This window comes from Pseudomonas fluorescens, assembly GCF_900215245.1.
Lineage (GTDB): Bacteria > Pseudomonadota > Gammaproteobacteria > Pseudomonadales > Pseudomonadaceae > Aquipseudomonas > Aquipseudomonas fluorescens.
On the sequence record NZ_LT907842.1, the window covers coordinates 6,216,451 to 6,236,572 of the forward strand.

The window sequence follows — 20,122 nt, forward strand, 5'->3', positions numbered from 1 at the left end:
ACACACCCATAACAACGAATACGCCCCAAAGGAGGGCGGCTTTTCTGACCCTTTGATCGACATCAACTTTCCAAGACTGCTGCTGCACATCTGTACCCCAAAAAAAGGCGAATGGCCCGATGGTCAATAACAAGCCCGACTATAAAAAGGACGAATTGATGAGCTCGAGCAAGAACCACGCAGTGTCCTATATGGATGCAGACCACCCCACCCCGGCGCCCGCTGAGAGCGTCCTCGGCTTTGGCCCCTTTCTGTTACTGGCAAGACAGCACGTGTTGCTGCGCAACGGTGAGCCCGTGACCCTGGGTAGCCGTGCGCTGTACCTGTTGATTGCGCTGGCGACGCGCGCCGGCGAATTACTGGAAAAAGCCGAGCTGATCGCCTACGCATGGCCCAAGGTGGTCGTCGAGGAATGCAACCTGCGAGCGCAGATCGTCGCCCTGCGCCGGGCACTGGGCGACGATGGCAACTTCAGTTATATCGTCACCGTGCCGGGCCGAGGCTATCGCTTTGTGGCACCGGTCACCGTGCAAACCGCCAGCGAAGAAACCCTGCCGGTCCCCTATGCCCGGGCCGAGGAACTCACACTGCCGCGGCTGCCCTGCGAAGTGATCGGCCGCGACACGCTGATCGCCAGCCTTGCCGACCAGTTGCTCAGCCAGCGCTTCGTCACCCTCACCGGCCCGGGCGGCATCGGCAAGACCACCGTCGCCCTGGCGGTGGCCCGCGAGTTGGCCCGTGCGTTCACGCTGGACACCTGCTTTGTCGACCTGGCGCCCGCCACCAGCGGGCAATGGGTAGCCGGCATACTCGCCAGCGCCCTGGGCATCCAGACGATCAGCGATAACCCGCTGCACAGCATCGCGGCGACCCTGGCCGACCGCCGTTTGCTGCTGGTGCTGGATAACTGCGAACACGTGTTGCCGGCCGCCGCCGACGCCGTGGAAACCCTGCTGAGCAGCGCCCCACAATGCTACGTGCTGACCACCAGCCGCGAACCGTTGCGCGCCGAAGGCGAACGGGTGCACGACCTGGCGCCGCTGCAAGTGCCTGACGAACAGGCGCGCCTGAGTGCCAGCGAAGCCTTGGCCTGGTCTGGTGTGCGCCTGTTTGTGGAACGCGTGCGCGCCCTCGACCCCGGCTTTGAGTTCAACGATGCTGATGTGTCGGCAGTCAGCGCCATCTGTCGCAAACTCGACAGCAATGCGCTGGCCATCGAGATCGCCGCCGCACGGGTACGCACCTTTGGCATTCAGGATCTGGTCGGCCTGCTCGACGGCAGCTTTCGGCTGCAAATGACCGGCCGGCGCACTGCCCTCGCCCGTCACCGGTCCCTCAGCGCCACACTGGACTGGACCTACTCGATGCTCAGTGGCGACGAACAGGCCATGTTGCGCCAACTGCCGGTGTTTACCGGCTGCTTCACCCTCGATGCGGTCAAGGCCATGACGGCCGACAGCAGCCTGGACCCACGCAACGCCCTGCCGTTGCTCGAAAGCCTGATGGACAAGTCATTGCTGATCGCCGGTCAATCGCAGTTGCTCAAGCGCTATCGCCTGCTGGAAACCACCCGCGCCTATGCCCTGGAAAAACTCGCCGGACAGGGCGAGGTCAATGCCACCAGCCTGCGCCACGCGCGGTATGCCCTCGGCATGTTGCAGGAAGCCGGGCAGACCCTGGATGGCCTGTCGCCGGAAACCTGGGTCGCCCTCTACGGCCCCGAAAACAGCACCATCCGCTCGGCCCTGGACTGGGCCTATTCACCCAACGGCGACCTGCCCCTGGCAATCGAACTGACCCTGGGCGGAGTGCCGCTGTGGCTGCGTCTGTCGCTGGTCAGCGAATGCCGCACCTGGGTCGCCAAGGGCCTGGCGAGCAACGCCATCACCCCATTGCCGCTGCGCCAACGCATGTTGCTGCACACGGCTCTGGCCAGTGTGCTGATGCTGACTTACGGCACCGGTGGGGAGATGCGCGAAGCCTGGCGCCAGGTTCGTGATGACGCCCGCGACCTCGGCGACGCCGAACACAAAATGCGCGCCTTGTGGGGGCTGTGGACCGACCGCTGTGGCTGCAACCAATATGCCGAAGCCTTGGAGCTGGCCGAGCGATATTTGGCCTTGAACAGCAGCGGTAACCAGCAATTGCTCGGCAAACGCATGCGCGCCGTGGCGCTGTTTCATATGGGCGACCTGCAGGGCGCGCGACAGAATATCGACGAAGCCCTCGGCTCACCGTCGGCACCGCGCTCGCACATCATCGACGTGCATTTTGACCAGCGCATCGCCGCCCGTTGCCTCAAGGCCAAGGTGCAACTGCTCGAAGGCGAGGTCGACCCGGCACTGCGCCTGATCGGCGCCTGCGTCGACGAAGCGGTCTCACTCGACCACCCGGCAACCCTTTGGTACACCCTGTGCCTGGGCGCGATTCCCCTGGCCCTGCTTACGTCCAACCTGCCGAAAATGCGTTACTACCTGGGCCTGCTGCAAGACAGCACCACCTGCCAGGACCTGCATATCTGGCGGCAATTTCGCCGCTGCTTCGAAAGCATCCTGCTGATCCGCCAAGGTTCGCCGGAAGAAGGCGTGCCGCAATTGGGCGAGGCGCTGCACCATCTGCAAGGCCAGGGCGACAGCCAACTCCATAGCCTGCTGCGCTCTGAATACGCGCTGGGCCTGGCGCGGCTGGGCCTGGAGCAACTTGCCCTGGAAGTACTGGAAGACACACTGCAAGTGGCTGTCGGCCGCCAAGAGTGTTGGTTTGTACCGCAAATACTGCGGATCAAGGCGCAACTGACCCTGCGCCAGGGCGACTGCGGTTCAGAGGACAAGGCCAAGGTCCTGCTGCGCCAAGCCTGGGTGGATGCACAACTGGCGGGCGCGCACTTCTGGCGTGCGCAGATTGCAACCGACCTGGCACGCCTGCAGGAACCCAAATTGAGGATTGCTTCGTTACCTCGGTTTCAACATCGCTAGGGGTCTAAATTTGGAATGACTACTGTGGTGAGCGGGCTTCCCCCGCGCTGGTCTGCGAAGCAGCCCTGAAAGGCACATTGATCGCCCCCCAAAAAGGAGGCGATCTGTACATCTAAGAAACCCGTTTAGCGCGGATACTCAATTTCCATCGCCCTGGCTTCCAATACTTTCCAGATTGCATAGCCGTCTTGCGCCAACAACGAAGCCGTTTGAAAAAAATGAGTCAGATCTTCGATATCGATTGTCTTGAGATCCATACACGCCAGACTTTCGATAGCGTCTTTCGCGGCACGCATTCTCTCCCCTGCAACCGCGTGTAAGTCACAAAGAGATGCTTGAGAATTGATGAATAGCACCGGGTGTTCACTTGCACTGATTTGAAGCGGGATATATGACATTGGCGATACTCCACTGAGGTAGGGGAGCTGCCACTTTTGCGACCAAACAAAGGGTGACAGCTGTACGCAGGTTGGTCGACCGGGCCTCAGTGATACCCGGCACACCCGAAGGCGTCCCGCGCACAGCTGCCATAACACGAAAGTGTGGGCGAAAAAAAACGCCGACTTTCGAAGGATGGCGCCTGTGCGCACTGAGGTTTCAGGCGACCAAGCCTGAGTCGTTGAATTGGCAACGACGAGGCGAATCATAAGTGGCGTACCTGGCGGATGCAACTGATGGCATCGAATGAAATTGAGTGACCTCGTAGATGATGAGCTACAACCTCCATCTGATCTTATTGGGGCTGCTGCGCAGCCCGGCGCGGGGCAAGCCCTAATGCCAGTCAGTTAAGCGCAGATCCCCTGTGGGAGCGGCGGTGCGACGATTCGACTTGCTCGCGAAAGCGGTGGGTCAGTTAACATCAATGTTTGCTGGGCCGACGTCTTCGCGGGCAAGCCCGCTCCCACATTTGATCTTCGCTGCATTGAGCATTTCGTTCGCTTAACTGACTGGCATTAGGGCAAGCCCGCTCATCACAATAAGTCATTCCACGGTTTGATTCAGGTTGGCTCAGATCAGGCGCGCAGCCACAAGCCAATCGGCCACGGCCTGGAATGAGGCATCCGGCACGGGGTCGCCGGGTACGGCTTTCCTGGCGATAGCCGCCGCCAGGGACTTGTCCGGCGCATGGGGAATCCCCAGATCGTAGGCCTCCTGCAACATCAACAAGGCCTCTTCCGGTGATGCGCGACACACGATCACCGGCACCGGCGTTTCCCCGCGTACATAGCGCACGCCAATCACCCAGCCATCGGTGGTGCCGATCATCATCGACGCCCGGCTCAACCCCAGCTTGGTGGCCAGCGCCTGCATTTCATTGCGCTGGCGCCGCCGTTCGCTCTTGATCAGCGGGTCGCCGTCAATGTCTTTGCGCTCGCGCTTGGTTTCGCTGCGGGTCATCTTCATGTCGCGTCCGAACAGCCAGCGCTGCATCAGCACGTCCACCGCGCCCACCGTAAGAAACGCGCACAGCACCGTAAACACCAGCGGTTTGAGCACCAGGAAAAACGTCGATTCCATACACTCGGCACCACAGCGTGATGACTCCATCAGCGCCTGTAACGCGTGCTTGCCGACCACGTAAAACGCGATCGCCAATACATGCACCTTGACCAGCCCCTTGAGGAACTCCACCAGGTTGCGCAAGGCGAAGATCTTCTTCATGCCCTCCGCCGGGTTGATGCGTTTGAACTCGGGCTTGATCGGGTCCACCGAAAACACAAAGCCGCGCATGGTGATGAGGTTGGTCAGGATCACCACGCCGGTGGTCACCGCCATCACCGGCAGCGTGATCCCGATGATCAGTTGTTCGGCATGGTCGAGCACCCGGGGCCACACCGTGGCGAAGGGTTCGATGTAGATGCGCGCGGTCAGGTCAATCAGCGCCGTGACCTGCGCCATGGCCCGGGGCGCAAGGATGGAGATGCACAAGGTGCAGAACAGAATGACCATGCCCGACACCAGGTCCTGGCTCTTGGCGACCTGGCCTTTCTTGCGGGCGTCGTTGAGCTTTTTGTCCGTGGCCGGCTGGGATTTCTCTTCGCTGGTGTCGGCCATCAGCTACTCCATGCCTGCCAGGGTTTTGAGCAATTCGACGGTGCCGCGAAACGCCGCCAACTGGTCGAGCATCAACGGGATCAGGAAGCCGATATAGATCACCATCAGGATCGAAAAAAACAGGTTTTTCACCGGCAACGACAAATCGAAAATGTGCAGGTTCGGCGCCATCCGCGACAGGTAGGCAAGCATCAAGTCAGTAATCAGCAGCGAGATCAGCAACGGGGAAACCATCAGCACGCCAACACGCATGATCTGGTCGAGGATCGACAGCACCGCCAGCAGTGCCGAGCTGGCAAATACCGGGGTAAACGCGGTCACCGGCCACAACTGGTAGCTGTGGTAATAACCGTCGACCATCAGGATAAAACCGCCGGACATGAAAAACAGCGTGATCAGCATCACCGTCAACAGGGTCGACATCACACTCGATTCGCCGGTTGAAAGCGGGTCCACCAACTGCGCCATGGTCGAGCCGCGCTGCAGGTCGATCAGCTCCCCCGCCACCTCTGCCGCCCAGAACGGAATGCCGAACAACAGCCCGATCAGAATGCCGATCAAAAACTCCTTGATCAGCAACCCGGCGATGAACACGCTGCCATGTTCGGGCATCGCGGTCAGTGCTTCGAACACCGGGAAGAACATCGGGATGGAAATGGCCACGGCCACACAGCCACGAATCATCCCGGTGAGGCCCAGGCGGTTGAAGGCCGGGGTAATCACCACCACGCCCATGGCCCGGCAGGCGGCCAGCGAGGCGGCGCTGATCACCGGGTAGGCGACTTCCAGGAACTGCGCGGTAAGGCTGGCATCCATGGGCGGTCAGCGTGTCCACAGCGGGAAGTTGTCGAGCACCTGGCTCCCCAACTCCGCCACTTGCCCGGCCAAAACCGGGCCCAGGAACACGATGGTCAACAGGACCGCCACCAGCTTCACCACCTGCGGCAGGATCTGGTCCTGGATCTGCGTCAGCGCCTGGAACAGCCCCACGCTCAAGCCCACGATAATCGCCACCCCCAGCGCGGGCGCCGAGAGCATCAGCACAGTCATCAGCGCCTGTTTCATCAATGACAGGAAAACATCCTGGCCCATGGGTCGTGCCTCAGCCGTAACTCAAAATCAAACCGTGCATCAAGCGCGACCAGCCACTCAGCGACACGAATAAAAAAATCTTCAAGGGGATCGAAATCAAGTTTGGCGAGACCATCGACATGCCCATGGCCATCAGCACGTTGGACACCAGCAAGTCCACCACCAAAAACGGGATGTACAGCAAAAAGCCGATCTCGAAGGCGCGCGTGAGTTCCGAACTGACAAACGCCGGGATCAGCACTACCAGGTCGTCATCGCGCAGGTCGGCACGCGCCTCAGGCGACCAGATCGTTTCCGTAGCCTGCACAAAAAAGCCACGCTCGGACTCATTCGCGAAGCGCTTGAGGTGCGCCTGCAACGGCGGGCGCAGGGCATCGCCCAAGTCCTTGAGTTGCTCCACATGCTCGATGTTGAGATCGCGGCCCTCCACCTGCCGGTACATATCGCCGATCAAGGGCGTGGTCACGTACACCGAAAGAATCAGCGCAATGCCGTACAACACCAGGTTTGGCGGAGTCTGCTGCACGCCGAGGGCGTTGCGGATCAGGAACAACACCACCGAGATCTTCATGAAACCGGTGAGCGTCACCACCGCCAACGGGATCAACCCGATCGTCGCAACGACCAGGATAATCTCGATCAGATTCGGCTGATAACCGGTCATGGAGTGGCAAAACTCAGCAGCCGCACACCCAGGCCATCACCGATTTTCACCAGTTGCCCCTGGCCGACGCGGCGCCCGTTAACCATCAGGTCGACGCTGTCCACGTCGGGCGTATTGAGCTGCAACAGGCTGCCCGCGCCCAGCTCACGCAATTGCGCCAGGGTCAGTTCCAGGCTGCCGACCTGGCACACCAGTTTGAGCGGCAGGTCATCCAGGGCCGCAGCAGCATCAACCTCAGTCATCGTGTTCTCCATGTCCAAAAGGGGCGTTGTCAATTCTTCCTGCACACGCAAGGCTTCACCGTGGTATTGGCAGCGGGCCTGCAGGCGCCCGTCCAGGTCGAGCAACAAGCCCGAGCCTGGCTCAAGCATCAGCACATCGCCGGGGCGCAAACTGCGCAGCTCACCCAAGGTCAGCGACTGCCGCCCGGCGACCAGCGCCAAGGTCTGGCGCAGGTTGGGCAATGGGTCCGGTTCAGGCTGGGCATATTGGTCGAGCAACTGCGCGATGAGCACAGCGGCGCCTTCGCTCAGATCGAGGTGCGCGCTCATGGCCGGCTGATTGCCAAAGGTCAGCTCAAGCGACAGGCGCACGGCGTAATCTCGCTGCCCGTCGGTGGCCGCCAGGAGCTGCACCGCATGACCGAGCAGCGGCTCGAGGCGCTCGATCAAGTCGAGCACCGCCAATTCCAGTAACAACGCGCGTGGCAACGAGGGCAGCAACTGCACATCGAACTGCAGCGCCAACGGCACCAGCGCCTGCTCCACCGCAGCGGCCGAGAGGCGCAGGCGCGCCGGGGCGCGGCCGAGCAATAGCGGCACCTCGCACGGGCTACTGACGGTGGCGGTGGCGGCGGCCCAGCTCACCCGCAGGTCTTGCCCGGCGCATCGGCCCTGCCAGGCGCGACGGCGTCGGTGCAGTTGGTTATGCAGGGTGAGCAAGGCCGGGTCGTAGTGCGTCAGCCACGGCGCCAATGGAACGGCAAGGGCTGCGATCATGTGCCAATGCCTTCGTCACGCAATTCGCCAAGCCGGCGCTCAGCGCGTTCACGGCCGTCGAGCAGGCTTTGCCAGGCGTCGGATTGGCGCTGGCGGTTCAGGCGCTCCTGGCGAAACAGATCACGCTCGCGCTCCTGGCTGTGCAAGGTGGTGGACACGTGGGTCACGTCGTTTTCCAGTTGCTGCTGGTCATCCGACAGGCCGCGCAAACGCTCCTGGGCCGCCTGCCAACTGGCCACCGACAAGCCCTCGGTGAGGGACGCGTACACTTGACGGGCTTCCTCGGCGATGGCTTCACGGTGCCGGCGCAAGTGCTCCTTGGCGTCGGTCAATACGCCATGGGTGTGCGCGCAGCGCTGCTGCTGGGCAGCCAACTGGCTGGCGGCCCGTTGTTCGCGCAGCACCCGCAAGGTTTGCAGGGTGCGCAGTTGGTCGGTTTTCATTGGGTTCGCTCCTGTGTCATGCCAATACCTGGCGCATGCGGATCAAGGTGTGTTCCAGGCTGCTGGGTTCATCCGCGTTCTGGCGCAGGAAGGCTTCGATAGCGGCGTGGCGAGCGATGGCTTCATCGGCCAACGGGTCGCTGCCGGCAGCGTATTCGCCCACGCGGATCAGCATTTCGATTTCGCCGTAGCGCGCTATCAGCTCACGAATACGCATGGCCAGGCGTTTGTGTTCCTCTGCGGCAACTTGCTCCATCAAGCGGCTGCGGCTGCGCAATACGTCGACGGCCGGGAAGTAGTTACGCTGGGCCAGTTCGGCGCTGAGGGCGATGTGCCCGTCGAGAATCGAGCGGGCTTCCTCGGCCACCGGGTCACTGGCGGCATCACCTTCGGTGAGCACGGTGTACAACGCGGTGATGCTGCCGGTGGGGCCGGGGCCGGCGCGTTCCAGCAGGCGCGGCAAGATCGAGAAAAACGACGGCGGGTACCCGCGACGGGTCGGTGGTTCGCCCACGGCCAAGCCAATTTCGCGCTGGGCGCGGGCAAAACGCGTCAGGCTGTCCATCAACAGCAACACGTTGCGGCCCTGGTCGCGGTGATATTCGGCCAGGGCCGTAGCGACAAATGCAGCCCGCACACGCTCGGCCGCCGGGCGATCAGAGGTGGCAACCACCGCCACCGTGCGCGCGCGCGCCGGGGCATCAAGTTGCACGTCGAGCAGTTCACGCACTTCCCTGCCCCGCTCGCCGATCAAGCCAATCACGATCACATCGGCTTCGCTGTTGCGGATGATGCTGGCGAGCAACGATGACTTGCCCACCCCAGGCTCACCGAAGATGCCCATGCGCTGGCCCTGGGCCAGGGTCAGCAAGCCGTCGATGGCGCGAATGCCCAGGGCCATGGAGCGTACGATCAGTTGCCGGGAAAACGGTGCCGGCGGTTCGGCGTGCAAGGGGTAATGTTGCAAGGCCAGGGTCGGCGGTGTGCCGTCGCCGTCGAGGAACTCGCCCATCGGGCTGATCACTCGACCGAGCTGCGCGTCACCGACGGCCACACCCAGGGCCTCGCCGGTGGCGGTGATTTGCGTGCGCGTGGACAGGCCCTCCATGGAGCCGATGGGCGAAAGAATCGCCTCGTCGCCCTCAAAGCCAATCACCTCGGCACTCAGGCTGCGGCCACTGACCGGGTCGCGCAGTTGGCACAATTCACCGATGCTTGCCCCGGCGACACTGGCGCGCAACAGCACACCCCGAATGCTCAACACCGTGCCGTGCATTGGCCGCAGGCGTGTCTGGTTGAGGCGCTCGGTCAGGCGTGGCAGCAGCTGCTCCAGGTTCATGCCACACCTTCTTCGGCAAACGGCAGCAGGCTGCGGCGCAGGGTTTGCAATTGGGCTTCGACACCCAGTTCAACCGAGCCCGCCGGGCTGCTCAGGCGAGCCTGGCCGGCACCCAGTTGTTCATCTGCCGCCACGGCAATCACCAGGCCGTCGCGCGTGAGGCGTTGGCGCAAGGCGTCGACCTCGGCAGGCGGCACCCAGAGGGTCAAGGCCTGGTCCTGGCGAAACGCGCTCAAGGCCTGACGCGTACACCGCGTTAGACGCTCAGCATTGTCCAGCTCGCCGAGCACTTCGCGCACGATGCCTAAAGCCAGGTCGGCCAGCGACGCCTCCAGGCTGCTCAAGTACTGCTGCACCTGGGATTGGGTCTGCACCAGCAACTGCGCAACGTGCTCGGCGCCCTCTTGCCGCGCGCTTTCAAAGCCCTCGGCGCGGGCGGCTTGCAGCCACTGGTCACTGTCGGCCTTGATCTGCTCCGCCTGCGCTTTGGCAGCCTGCAGAAACGCAAAACCATCGCTCCACAACGCAGCGTCTTCAGCGCGCAAAATGCGCGCCGTGGGGCGGCTCGGTAATTCACTCATGGTGTGATGTCCTCGGCCAGCAGGCACGCGGCGGCGGCCTGGACGATCTCCAGGTCACGCGGCAACCGCGCGCTGTAGCCCTTGGGGAAGTCGAAACGCAAACGCAGCCAACCCCGCCAATCGGCGTGCTGGGCGTGCAGCCACGCGGCAACACAGCCGTGGCCGTCACGGTCGATTGCCTCGATCAGTTCGGCAGGTTCACGCAGCAAATCCGCGGCGCCGCCGAGTTGGCGCAAGGCCAGGGCCTGAACGAAGACCTCCGCGCCCAAGCCTTCACGCAACGCCTGGACCACGTCGCGGCGGATCTCGCGGCTCAAGGTCGCGCCGTGCCAGATCGCACCGCACAACCTCGGCAAACGGGCAAATTGCGCAGGCGACAGCAGCAACACCGGCAGATCACTCACTGGCGGGGTGGCCAACTGTGCGAGGGGCGCCAGTTGGTAATGGCTGACCAGCAACTGCTCCAGGCGCGGGCGAAAACGCGGCTGGCCCTGCAGGGCGTGCAGCACGTCATCCGACAAATCAGCCGCAAAGCACGCGCCCAGGCTGGGGCCACGCACAAACTGCAAAGGCTCGGCGATCAACCCTTGCCAGCGCGCCAACACGCTCATTCACCCTCCTTGAGCACATACAATGCCTGGGACTGGCGCCGCGCCCAATGCTGACGGGCCAGTACCCCGAGGGCACCCAGGGCGATCAGCAGCAAACTGCCAAACATAAAACGTGCCTGGGGCAGGTTGTCTTCCAGCAGCCACAAGCCCATGAAGCGCGCCAGCCGTGGTTGCGCCGGGTTCTGGCTGATGGCGACGGCGGCTTTGATCGCGGTCACCGAGACGCCTTCGTAACTCAGGCCGGAAATACCATTGGCAACCAGCGTCTTGATCTGCGGGATCAGCGTGTTGATGTCGGTGCCCGGGTCGTACCGCACCAGCACCGAGGCCGAAGACGGTGAAATCACGCGCTTGAGCAAGTCATTGTCCGGCAGCACCACGTGCACACGGGCGGCGACAATGCCGTCGATCTGCGACACCGAGTGCGACAGTTCTTCGCTCAGGGCGTAAATCATCTGCGCCCGCTCCTGCACCGGCGAGGACACCAGGCCATTGCCCTTGAACACCTCGCCCATATTGGAAAAGCTCTGTTGCGGCAGACCGGCGTTGTCGAGCAGCGTCATCGCTTCGGCGAAGCGCTCCTCGTCGACCACCACTTTGAGCTGGCCGTTGTCCTGGGTCTTGCGCTCCGCCGGAATCCCACCGCGCAGCAGCACCGCGACCATGGCGTTGGCATCGCGTTCGCTGAGGTTGGTATAGAGGTCGGTGTTGCACGCTTGCAGCAGGCTGGCGAGCAGGCCGATCAGCAACAGACGCAGTGCGCGGTTTGGGCTTGGCATGGTGTTATTGCCCCTTGAGCAACGTGTTGGCGGAACCGGAAATCTGCGTCGCACCGCGCACCACCATCTGGGTTTCAATGGAGTAGTCGAACATCTTGCCCAGGGAATGGACGATCTGATCGACCTGTTGCTCGCCGACCTTTTTCCCCGGCTCAGCGGACGGTGAAGCACTCGCAGTGCGGATCTCAGCCGAAGCGGGCGGCGGTGCCGACGGGTTGTTGGTGAGCAGGTCGGCACGCTCGGAGAAGGCCCGCGTACGGTCGATGAAACTGTTCATACGCTCCATCAGGCCCGAGCCGATCTGGTGCGGGCTCGCGCCCTCGGGCATGCCTTTGGCGGTGTTTGCCATGTGCTCGAACAGGTTCTGCGAGGCCCCGGCGGGCCCCGCACCGGCGGACGGCGGCAAGGCCGTAGCGCCGGCGGCGAGACTGATAGTCATAGGGGCTTCCTACTCTTCGTCGTCATCGGACATGGCGTCGTTCAGCAGTTCCTGCATCTTCGGCATGATGATGAACTGGCCGCCGATCGTGACGGCCTGGGTGATCAACGCATCGTTGAACTTGGCGTCGTCCGCGTCGGTGCTATCTGCCGGTTTATCCGCCGCCTTGGCGTTATCCACTGCGGCGTTGAACTTGGCTTCAGGGCTGACGCCACCGGGGGCGAGGTTGCTGTCTACGGCCGTTACGGACATGGTGCTGCTCCTTTACTGGGTTGGGGTTTCGGTACTGACTTGCGCGCCGCGAAACACCCGCACACCGCGCTCGCGCGCCATCGGGGGGGCCACGGCCGTGGGTTGCAGGTGATCCACATGCTGTTGCACCAGCGCCAGGTACGGCGGCGGGCCGGTCACGAAGACTTCATCGCCCTCGGGGCCGTTGCGCATCGACAGTTGCTGGCCGAATACGTCGAGGGTATTGAGATAGGCCTGCAACTGGTCGAGGTTCAGCGCACTGGCCTTGAACAGTTTGGTGCTGATCTCGTCGCTGCTGTTGAGGTACAGAAGGTGGCCGTCGAAGTACCAGGTGAGGCCGTTGGTGCTGCACAGCGTCTGCAAAAATTCACCGGCGGTGGCGGCGCGAAGAGTGCTGCGGGCCTTGCCGCGCACCTTCTCCGAGAGCACCACAGGCACGTCCAAGTTGTGGCCGAATTCTTCCAGCGCGCTGCGCACATCCTGATCGACCAGCACGTAGGCATAGGGTGTGGAAAACCATTCAGGCTCTTCGCCAGCGTGGGCAAAACCGGCGCTGAACAGCCATAGGAGCGCCAGCAAAAATATGCTTACATGGCCTGCGCCTTCGCCCGACGAGTTGTGACGATGACCAAGAATTTTCTGCTTGCCAGTACCCTGCTGCTGGCTGCCTGTTCCAGCAAACCTGCGACCGATTCCGACAAGTCCCTGCAACTGGCCAATGACCTGAGCAAGCGCGGCGACTATGCCAGCGCCGCTGCGTTGTACGAGCGCGCCACCCAGCAACCGGGAGCCGGTATCGACGTGTGGCTCAAGCTCGGCCAGGCCAGGCTTGACGCCAAGGACGCACTCGGCGCCGAGCGCGCTTACCAGCAAGCGCTGGGCCTGGACGCCCACAACGCCGACGCCCTGCTCGGTCTCGGCACTGCGCAGTTGCAGTTGGGCAAAACCCAACGCGCCGTGACTGCGTTGGGCCAGGCTGCCGACATCAACCACCTGCCCGTCGCCTACACGCGCCTGGGCATCGCCCAGGTCCTGAATGGCCAGGCCACGGCGGCACAAACCGCTTTCGCGAAAAGCCTCAGCCTGCAACCCGACGACCTCGACAACCGCTGCAACCTGGCCCTGGCCTACGCCCTCGGCGGGCAGTCGCAACAGGCGCTGGACACCATCGCCCCCGTCACCCAGTCGCCCCGCGCCCTGCCCCGGCATCAGCGCAATGAGCTGCTGGTGATGGTGCTGGCGGGGTATGAGCAAAAGGTTGCCGGACTGCCGTTGGACGATATTCCCGCCGCCGAGCGCGGGCGATTGGTGATCGAAGCCAAGCGCATCAAAGCGATCAGTGATCCGGTGGCGCAGGCCAGGGAACTGGGGCTGGTTGACCCGCGCTGAGACACGACCGGCCGGTGGTTGATCGGGGTTTGGTTGTGCTTTTAATCCTGGGCGCCCGGTTAAACCACGCGGGCCAAACGCAGGCCTGAATCCGTGACCTTCGCCAGCACGCCCGCGCTCACCGGACATCGGGCCGCGCGCAATCATTGCTGACCTCCGGTGGCGCCGGCCTTGGCTTCCTGCTGATCCTTGCGCCGCTGCAACTGCTCACGATCAAACCCTTCGATGTACACCTGCGCCGCACGCCCCACCGGCGCGGCCATGGCAGGCCCCGTGGCGCGGCCCTGGTTCAGGTCCTGCTTGCGCTCGACCATCTGCAGCAAATTCAAATTGTTCGCACAGCCCAACGGCAGGGTCGGTTTGAAATCCTCATCCAGCCCGATCGCATCCTTGGCCGCCGGTTGCTGGCACTGACTCGGCCAACCATCCGCCTGGTAGTGCGGCGAGTAATACACCGGCGCCAGGTGGGCCTGGCAGCCCATCAGTGCCAGGGGCAACAACATCAACAGACGAAAAGCAGTCATGGCAGGCCCCTTATCAATTCATGTAGAAACCGAACGCCCCGCCGCTGCGCGGTCCGGTGGCCGCTGCAGTAGCCGGTTGTGCGTCCAGGGGCGTGGCGAGCGTGCGACCGCGCACCGGCTCCACCAGGTAGGGAGTAATCAGGATCACCAACTCGGTTTCATTGCGCTGAAAGCGCTTGGAGCGGAACAGGTTGCCGAGGATCGGCAAGTCGCCCAACAGCGGCAGTTTCTCGATGTCCTGGCTGCTTTGACGCTGGAACAGCCCGGCAATCGCAAAGGTCTGCCCGCTGCCGACTTCCACGCGCGTATCGGCACGGCGCACGCTGAAGGACGGCACATGGAAGTTGCCGAAATCCACGGTGCCGCCGCTGACCACACTGCTGACTTCCGGGCGCACTTGCAGGGCGATACGACCGTTGGGCAGCAAGGTCGGGTTGAACAGCAGCGACACGCCGAATGACTTGTACTCGATGCCCACCAGGTCGCGGTTGACCGGCACCGGGATCGCCACTTCACCACCGGCGAGGAAGCTGGCGGTCTGGCCGGTCATGGCAGTGATGTTGGGTTCGGCGAGGATCTGCAAAATGCCGTTGGCCTGCAGCGCATCAAGCATGCCGTCGATATTCACATTGCCCGAGCCGCTGCCTGCCGTCGCCAGGCCCCCGGCAGTCGCCGCCGCCAACGGCCCCCCGGTGATCAGGCCGAAGGAAAACGTGCCGTTATTGAACATCGCGTTCCAGTTCACGCCGTAGTGCAGCAGTTCGGAACGGGACACTTCGGCAAAGCGCACACGCAGGTTCACTTGGGCTGCGCCGGCGTATTCGGTGGTGTTGATCGCACTCTGAAAACCTTGGCCCTGCGGGTTGAGCAGCGCGTTCAGGTCAGTCGCTTCGGCCACCGAACCAAGCGTGCCGTTGGCGATCAGGCGGTTGCCGGCGCCGGTAATGCGCGCGCCGTTGCCGGGGTGCAACGCCTGCATCGGCGTGGTCACCGCCTGGGTGCCGCTGCTGACGGACAAGGTCAGGCTGGCCAACTGTTTGCCGTCGTTGCCGAGGGCGATCAGGCTGGTATTGCCCGGCGCCTTGCCGAAGATGTAGAGCGTACCGGGCGACACCACTTGCAGGTCGGCCACATTCGGCTCGGCCACCAGTACCGAATCCACCGGCGCGGCAAAGTGCAAAATCCGCCCCTCACCGGACGCCAGGTTGATCGAGCCACCGGCGCCATTGGCAATCTCTTGGGCCTGGCTGGCACACGAGATCAAAGCGAGCAACAACACAAAAAAACGCATCATGAGGCAGACGCCAGGGAAGTGACGGAGGCCGTGGCAGGCGCACGGCGGTTCGAGATATCGGTAAGGCTGATGGTCACCAACGCTTGCAGGTTGTATTCGGTGGCCAGTTCGCGGAACGACAGCACCGCCAGTTCCAGTTCGCCGCGCAGCACCAGCCGGCGCAGGCTGCGGCGCAGCTCCGGGTGCACCAGCAACACCGCACTGTTCACCTCACGGGTGCTGTCGCAGGCCTGGCGCAGTTGGGCGAGCAAGGCACGACTGAGGTCTTCGGGGATCAATTCGCGCTGGGCCTCCTGGCGGCGCAGGGACGCGCGCAGCTGGTCTTCCAGCCCCGGCGCCAGCACCAGCGCGCCGATCACGCGATTGCGGTCGGCGTAGTGATGGCTGATCTGCCGCGCCAATGCCGCACGCAAGTGTTCGGCCAGGCGCCCGGCGTCGGTTTCGCGCGCGCCCCACTCCACCATGGCTTCAAGCAAGGCGCGCTGGTTGCGGATCGACACGCCTTCACCGACCAGCAGGCGCAAGGTTTCGGCAACCCGCTGCAACGGCACCAGGCGCAACGCTTCTTTCACCAGTTCGCCGTAAGTGGCTTCGGTGCGCTCCAGCAACAGACGGGTTTCCTGGATGCCGAGGAAGTCGGCGGCATAGCGGCGCAAGCTACGTTCCAGCAAACCGCGCAACACCTCATCGGGCAGCAGGAAACCAATCCCGGCGTTGCGCAAGGTCTCTTCGTGCTGGCGCTCGATCCAATGCGCGCTGCGACCGTTGAGTGGCGAGTCGGCGAGCACGGTGGCGATGTCCAGCAGTTGCACATGCACCGGATCGTCCTGCAACAGCAGGCAGTTGATCGGCAGTTCGCCTTCGCTGACCGGCACACCTTCCAGGGAGACGCGGTAACTGCCCGGCGTGGCCTTGGCCTCCATGTAGATGCCCGGCACCGGCACGTCCACGCCGAGGTCGGTGCGCAGCTCGTGGCACAGCGCTTCGACGCGCTGGCGCAGCAACTGGCGAGGCGCGCTCTGGGACACGCCACTGCCGAGGGTCAGCAGCACGCGGGTCTCGGGGAGCAGGTTGTCATCCAGTTCGGCCTGGGCTTCGACCAGCGGTTCCGGCGTCTCGACCAACGTTTCCAACTCGCCTTGGGGCTGGCGGGTATGCCGGCGATACATCACGAACGCCGCACCGCCAAAGGCTGCGGACAACCCGAGAAACACCCAGGTGGGGAAGCCCGGCAACAGGCTGACGCCAATCATGATCAACGCGGTCAGGCCCAGTGCACGATAGCTGGCACCCAGTTGCTTGATGATCTCGCTGCCCAAGTCACCGGCTTCACCGTCGCTGTTGACGCGGGTGACCACGGTGCCTGCCGCCACGGAAATCAACAGCGCCGGAATCTGTGCGATCAGGCCGTCGCCCACTGTCAGCAGCGAATAGGTGTGCACCGCCACGCCGAAGGGCATGTCGCGTTCGATCATGCCGATCAGCATGCCACCCAGCAGGTTGACCGCGAGAATCACCAGGCCGGCGATGGCATCGCCCTTGACGAACTTCATCGCGCCGTCCATTGCGCCGAACATCTGGCTTTCACGCTCCAGGCGCGAGCGCCGGCGGCGGGCTTCGGCCTGGTCGATATCGCCATTGCGCAGGTCGTTGTCGATGCTCATCTGTTTGCCGGGCATGGCATCCAGGGTGAAACGCGCGGCCACTTCCGCCACACGCTCGGCGCCCTTGGTGATGACCACGAACTGCGCCACGGTAATGATCAGGAACACCACCATACCGACCACCACCTGGCCGGCGATCACAAAGTCACCGAAGGCCTTGACGATATGCCCGGCATCGCCGTGCAGCAGGATCAAGCGCGTGGTGGTGATGGACAACGACAAGCGAAACAGCGTGCTGAGCAGGATCAGCGGCGGCAGCGCGGAGAACTCCACAGAGTGGCCGATGTAGAAGGCGACGATGAGAATCAGGATGCTCAAGGCAATGTTGAGGCCGATCAGCATGTCCACCAGGTAGGTGGGCAGCGGGATGATCATCATCACAATCGCCATCAGCATGAACGCGACGATGATCACGTCGGTGCGCTGCGCGGCCATACGCGCCAGGTTATTCAGGCGGTTGAGTGCACTCATGCGCCGGCCCTGCGTGCGGCCAGGTAGCGTTTGAAACACTGACGCGCGTCGTCCTTGCGCTCGCCGTACCACAGCGCACGAGCGCGCAGCAGCAACAGGCTGGCAGACTCGCCTTCGAGCGCCACCAGGCGGTCCAGCGCACTCAGCGCTCGGCTAGCGTCGCCGCTGTCGGTAAACGCCAGCACCAGCGAGCGCAGCAACACGCCGTCATGGGGCGCGACACTGACCGCAATCAGCAACATCACCAACGCACGTTGCGACTGGCCATTGCGCCGGTACAGCTCGCCAATGCCCTTGAGCAGTTGCACGGCGTCGTGGTTATCGCGGGCCATCAGGCATGTACCTCCGAGCGTTGCTGTTCGAGGCTGCGGCGCATGTCGATCTCTTCGCCGATCAGCTCGTGGGCCAGTTGTTTAATGGCCGGCTCCGCGTCCAGCGTCGGCAGGATGTGTTCCATCACGTGTTCGAGCAGTTGCAGGGAACGGGCGCTGCCGAACAGCAACGAATCAACTCCGGCGGCGCTGGTCAGCGCTTCGAGGTCACTGCGCAGGGAACGCCGGGTCTGGGTTTTGCGCGTCTTGAGGACCGCTTCGAAGGCGGTGGCCTGGCGTGAATTGACCGGGCGAACAGCCTCGACCGGCGCGCTGCGCACATCACTGGGAATCAACGGGCGGGGTTCGACTTTCATGCGTGGGCCTGCGTGAGGAAGTGGGCACGGTCAAGGGTGGCGATGTCGGTCGGCCAACCCCCACCGCGGCGGGCTGTACCGGCACCCGCGCAGGCCAGCCCGCGCCGACCGTTGGCGTGCGTGCATTGCATAGATCGACTCATAAGGTGAAGGTAAAGCGTTCCTCGCCACGGGCGAGAATCACTTGGTTGTTCTCGATGCGCTCCAGCACCCAGTTGTCCGCGAGCGCTGCGCCGGGGTACAGGCGTTTGCCGCTGTCGTTGATCACATAGGGGTTGGTGCCGAACCATACGGCCTGGAAACGCACCCGTGGCCGCGCGGCATCGGCACGCACGGTGACGCGGGGGTTGAGCACGATCTGCTGGCCATAACGCTGGTCGAAGGCTTGTTGCAGCGCCAGCCATTGCGGTTTTTGTGACTGTTCGAAACTGCCGACGGCACTGAGCTGACCATTACTGCTGCTGACCTTTATCGCATCCAGATGCGCCGCTTGCAGTTGCTGCTCCAGCCAGGCCTTGGCCTGCGCGTGGGACGGCGTTTGCACAACCGGAGCCTCGACGATGGCTGCCGAGCGCGTCGGCGGCGAGTCATTGCGAAAAGCCAGCGCTGCGGCGCAGAGAAACAGCAGCGCGATTGCGACAATCCACGGCGCAACTGTACGGCGTGCACGGGCAGGTTTTTCCGCCCCTTCAGGCACTGCCAAGCGCACGCCTACCGTGCCGATACGCAGCTGCAAAGGCAGGCGCGCGCGATGGCCGCTGCCCTGGGGAATGCACACATTCGCGCCGAACAGCACGTCGCCACCCAACGCTTCAATCGCGACCTGGCCGCCTTCAAAAAAACGCAGGCGCAGGTGCAGGCCGGCAATTGCGGGGTCGCTAAGTACCAGGTCGGCCGCGAGGTCCGCGCCAAGGGTGTAGACAGGCTGGTCGAGCACCAGGGAACTGCCCTGGTGCAAACCGCTGGTCACCGTCAGGGTCGGTGCACCCATACCGGCGACCGGGCCCATGGAAATCAAGGCTGTCATTTTCGGGTTTGCCCCCTTGAGCATGTGCAACGGGGTCAAGAATCAGGATAACTGCGGGCCAGAAGTAAACGGGCAGCGCCGGCGCCGCCCGTTTGGCGAATCAGTTCTGCGGACGCTGTTTGGTGGCGTCGAGTTCCGCTTTTTTGGCGGTGCTGATTTCAGTGATTTTTGCCGACTTTTCGATAGCCATGTTGAAGGTCGCTTCCATCTTCGCGATAGCGTCGTCGGCGCCGCCTGCTTTTACTGGTGGGACATCAGCCATGTTCATCTCCTTGCAGTGATAGGGAAGTTATTCAGTTGCGCATCAGCACGCTGAAAGTATGCAAACCGGATGAACGCCCAAAACGTCAGACAGTGAGCTTTCGAACCGTCGTTGGTTTGCATGGGGGCCATACTACTCACGATCAAAACGCCTTCGCTGTGAAAGCTTGTGAAACGTTTCAGATACCGGGTGTGAACGGTTTGGCTCAACCTGGCGTTGAGAAAAACTCATCCCCGTTTCGCCGTGGAACTTTTAACGAAAAGCCCAAACACAGCCAATACCCAGTGTTTACAGGGGATTGCGCACCTGAACTCGAATATGGCTGAACACTAAGCCGCTCTTTCCCACCCTATAAACGAGCGGTTCATCACGGCATCTGCATTTTTTTCGTATCGACTTCACATTTTTCACTACTAGCCTTTTGCCCAACTTCGCAGATATTTCCATTTGTAACAAAAGCGACTTGCTCATCGCGTTTGATAGCTCGGCGTGAGCGACCTTCAATGCCCGCGAACAACTAGTGATGTGCGCGTAATTAGTACAGTTGCACTAATAGCCGAAAGCCTTAGTGCGCG

General features: G+C 62.8%; 24 protein-coding genes. 2 read left to right on the forward strand and 22 right to left on the reverse strand.

Annotated features, from left to right (window positions below):
* The first annotated feature begins 158 nt into the window (after nt 1–158).
* Nucleotides 159–2,975 (forward strand): ATP-binding protein, encoded by a 2,817-nt coding sequence (locus CPH89_RS28710; RefSeq protein WP_053257993.1) that lies wholly within the window; start codon nt 159–161, stop codon nt 2,973–2,975.
* A gap of 125 nt (nt 2,976–3,100) precedes the next feature.
* On the opposite strand, the gene CPH89_RS28715 is transcribed toward CPH89_RS28710, so the two are convergent.
* From CPH89_RS28715 to CPH89_RS28785, 14 genes are all read right to left on the reverse strand, one after another.
* A complete protein-coding gene (locus tag CPH89_RS28715; RefSeq protein WP_053256853.1) occupies nt 3,101–3,373 on the reverse strand; it encodes a hypothetical protein in 273 nt (90 codons plus the stop codon).
* A 610-nt stretch (nt 3,374–3,983) separates the two neighbouring features.
* Entirely contained in the window at nt 3,984–5,030 is a 1,047-nt protein-coding gene (locus CPH89_RS28725) for an EscU/YscU/HrcU family type III secretion system export apparatus switch protein (protein WP_053256854.1), read from the reverse strand.
* A gap of 3 nt (nt 5,031–5,033) precedes the next feature.
* Nucleotides 5,034–5,846 carry a type III secretion system export apparatus subunit SctT gene (sctT, locus tag CPH89_RS28730; protein ID WP_053256855.1) on the reverse strand — a complete coding sequence of 271 codons (813 nt, stop codon included), beginning with the start codon at nt 5,844–5,846 and terminating at the stop codon, nt 5,034–5,036.
* 6 nt (nt 5,847–5,852) lie between these two features.
* Nucleotides 5,853–6,122, reverse strand: coding sequence for an EscS/YscS/HrcS family type III secretion system export apparatus protein (locus CPH89_RS28735; protein ID WP_053256856.1), 270 nt, complete (start codon nt 6,120–6,122; stop codon nt 5,853–5,855).
* Between the two features lie 10 nt (nt 6,123–6,132).
* Nucleotides 6,133–6,786: a type III secretion system export apparatus subunit SctR gene (sctR, locus tag CPH89_RS28740; protein ID WP_017137580.1), complete on the reverse strand. Its 654-nt coding sequence runs from the start codon at nt 6,784–6,786 to the stop codon at nt 6,133–6,135.
* Complete coding sequence (gene sctQ, locus CPH89_RS28745) at nt 6,783–7,784, reverse strand: type III secretion system cytoplasmic ring protein SctQ (protein WP_053256857.1); 1,002 nt, start codon at nt 7,782–7,784, stop codon at nt 6,783–6,785. Before sctQ ends, sctR begins: the two co-directional genes overlap by 4 nt.
* Nucleotides 7,781–8,227, reverse strand: coding sequence for a hypothetical protein (locus CPH89_RS28750; RefSeq protein WP_053256858.1), 447 nt, complete (start codon nt 8,225–8,227; stop codon nt 7,781–7,783). The genes sctQ and CPH89_RS28750 overlap by 4 nt, the downstream gene beginning before the upstream one ends.
* Before the next feature lie 16 nt (nt 8,228–8,243).
* Nucleotides 8,244–9,566 (reverse strand): FliI/YscN family ATPase, encoded by a 1,323-nt coding sequence (locus CPH89_RS28755; protein ID WP_053256859.1) that lies wholly within the window; start codon nt 9,564–9,566, stop codon nt 8,244–8,246.
* The gene (sctL, locus tag CPH89_RS28760; RefSeq protein ID WP_053256860.1) at nt 9,563–10,147 is read right to left on the reverse strand and encodes a type III secretion system stator protein SctL; all 585 of its coding nucleotides are present in this window, start codon (nt 10,145–10,147) and stop codon (nt 9,563–9,565) included. Before sctL ends, CPH89_RS28755 begins: the two co-directional genes overlap by 4 nt.
* Complete coding sequence (locus CPH89_RS28765) at nt 10,144–10,758, reverse strand: hypothetical protein (protein ID WP_053256861.1); 615 nt, start codon at nt 10,756–10,758, stop codon at nt 10,144–10,146. The genes sctL and CPH89_RS28765 overlap by 4 nt, the downstream gene beginning before the upstream one ends.
* A complete protein-coding gene (gene sctJ, locus CPH89_RS28770) occupies nt 10,755–11,537 on the reverse strand; it encodes a type III secretion system inner membrane ring lipoprotein SctJ (RefSeq protein ID WP_053256862.1) in 783 nt (260 codons plus the stop codon). The genes CPH89_RS28765 and sctJ overlap by 4 nt, the downstream gene beginning before the upstream one ends.
* Nucleotides 11,538–11,541: 4 nt before the next feature.
* Entirely contained in the window at nt 11,542–11,976 is a 435-nt protein-coding gene (locus tag CPH89_RS28775) for a hypothetical protein (protein ID WP_053256863.1), read from the reverse strand.
* Nucleotides 11,977–11,985: 9 nt separating this feature from the next.
* Nucleotides 11,986–12,228 (reverse strand): hypothetical protein, encoded by a 243-nt coding sequence (locus CPH89_RS28780; protein WP_053256864.1) that lies wholly within the window; start codon nt 12,226–12,228, stop codon nt 11,986–11,988.
* 12 nt (nt 12,229–12,240) lie between these two features.
* The gene (locus tag CPH89_RS28785) at nt 12,241–12,813 is read right to left on the reverse strand and encodes a hypothetical protein (RefSeq protein WP_053257994.1); all 573 of its coding nucleotides are present in this window, start codon (nt 12,811–12,813) and stop codon (nt 12,241–12,243) included.
* A 39-nt stretch (nt 12,814–12,852) separates the two neighbouring features.
* Here CPH89_RS28785 and CPH89_RS28790 point away from each other — a divergent pair, with 39 nt between their 5' ends.
* Entirely contained in the window at nt 12,853–13,617 is a 765-nt protein-coding gene (locus CPH89_RS28790; RefSeq protein ID WP_053256865.1) for a tetratricopeptide repeat protein, read from the forward strand.
* A 143-nt stretch (nt 13,618–13,760) separates the two neighbouring features.
* Here CPH89_RS28790 and CPH89_RS28795 read toward each other — a convergent pair whose 3' ends face one another.
* The 8 genes from CPH89_RS28795 to CPH89_RS30495 all read right to left on the reverse strand — a co-directional run bounded on the left by CPH89_RS28795 (nt 13,761) and on the right by CPH89_RS30495 (nt 19,547).
* Nucleotides 13,761–14,141 carry a hypothetical protein gene (locus CPH89_RS28795; protein WP_053256866.1) on the reverse strand — a complete coding sequence of 127 codons (381 nt, stop codon included), beginning with the start codon at nt 14,139–14,141 and terminating at the stop codon, nt 13,761–13,763.
* A gap of 13 nt (nt 14,142–14,154) precedes the next feature.
* Complete coding sequence (locus CPH89_RS28800) at nt 14,155–15,435, reverse strand: type II and III secretion system protein family protein (protein ID WP_053256867.1); 1,281 nt, start codon at nt 15,433–15,435, stop codon at nt 14,155–14,157.
* On the reverse strand, nt 15,432–17,570 hold the full coding sequence (gene sctV, locus CPH89_RS28805; protein WP_053256868.1) for a type III secretion system export apparatus subunit SctV: 2,139 nt from the start codon (nt 17,568–17,570) through the stop codon (nt 15,432–15,434). The genes CPH89_RS28800 and sctV overlap by 4 nt, the downstream gene beginning before the upstream one ends.
* Complete coding sequence (locus CPH89_RS28810; protein ID WP_053256869.1) at nt 17,567–17,902, reverse strand: tetratricopeptide repeat protein; 336 nt, start codon at nt 17,900–17,902, stop codon at nt 17,567–17,569. The genes sctV and CPH89_RS28810 overlap by 4 nt, the downstream gene beginning before the upstream one ends.
* Entirely contained in the window at nt 17,902–18,258 is a 357-nt protein-coding gene (locus tag CPH89_RS28815; RefSeq protein ID WP_053256870.1) for a hypothetical protein, read from the reverse strand. The genes CPH89_RS28810 and CPH89_RS28815 overlap by 1 nt, the downstream gene beginning before the upstream one ends.
* Nucleotides 18,255–18,389, reverse strand: coding sequence for a hypothetical protein (locus CPH89_RS30750; protein WP_255311486.1), 135 nt, complete (start codon nt 18,387–18,389; stop codon nt 18,255–18,257). The genes CPH89_RS28815 and CPH89_RS30750 overlap by 4 nt, the downstream gene beginning before the upstream one ends.
* Before the next feature lie 8 nt (nt 18,390–18,397).
* Nucleotides 18,398–19,285, reverse strand: a complete 888-nt coding sequence (locus CPH89_RS28820) for a SctD/MshK family protein (protein WP_053257995.1) — start codon at nt 19,283–19,285, stop codon at nt 18,398–18,400.
* 100 nt (nt 19,286–19,385) lie between these two features.
* Nucleotides 19,386–19,547, reverse strand: coding sequence for a hypothetical protein (locus CPH89_RS30495; RefSeq protein ID WP_016969018.1), 162 nt, complete (start codon nt 19,545–19,547; stop codon nt 19,386–19,388).
* Between the last annotated feature and the right edge of the window lie 575 nt (nt 19,548–20,122).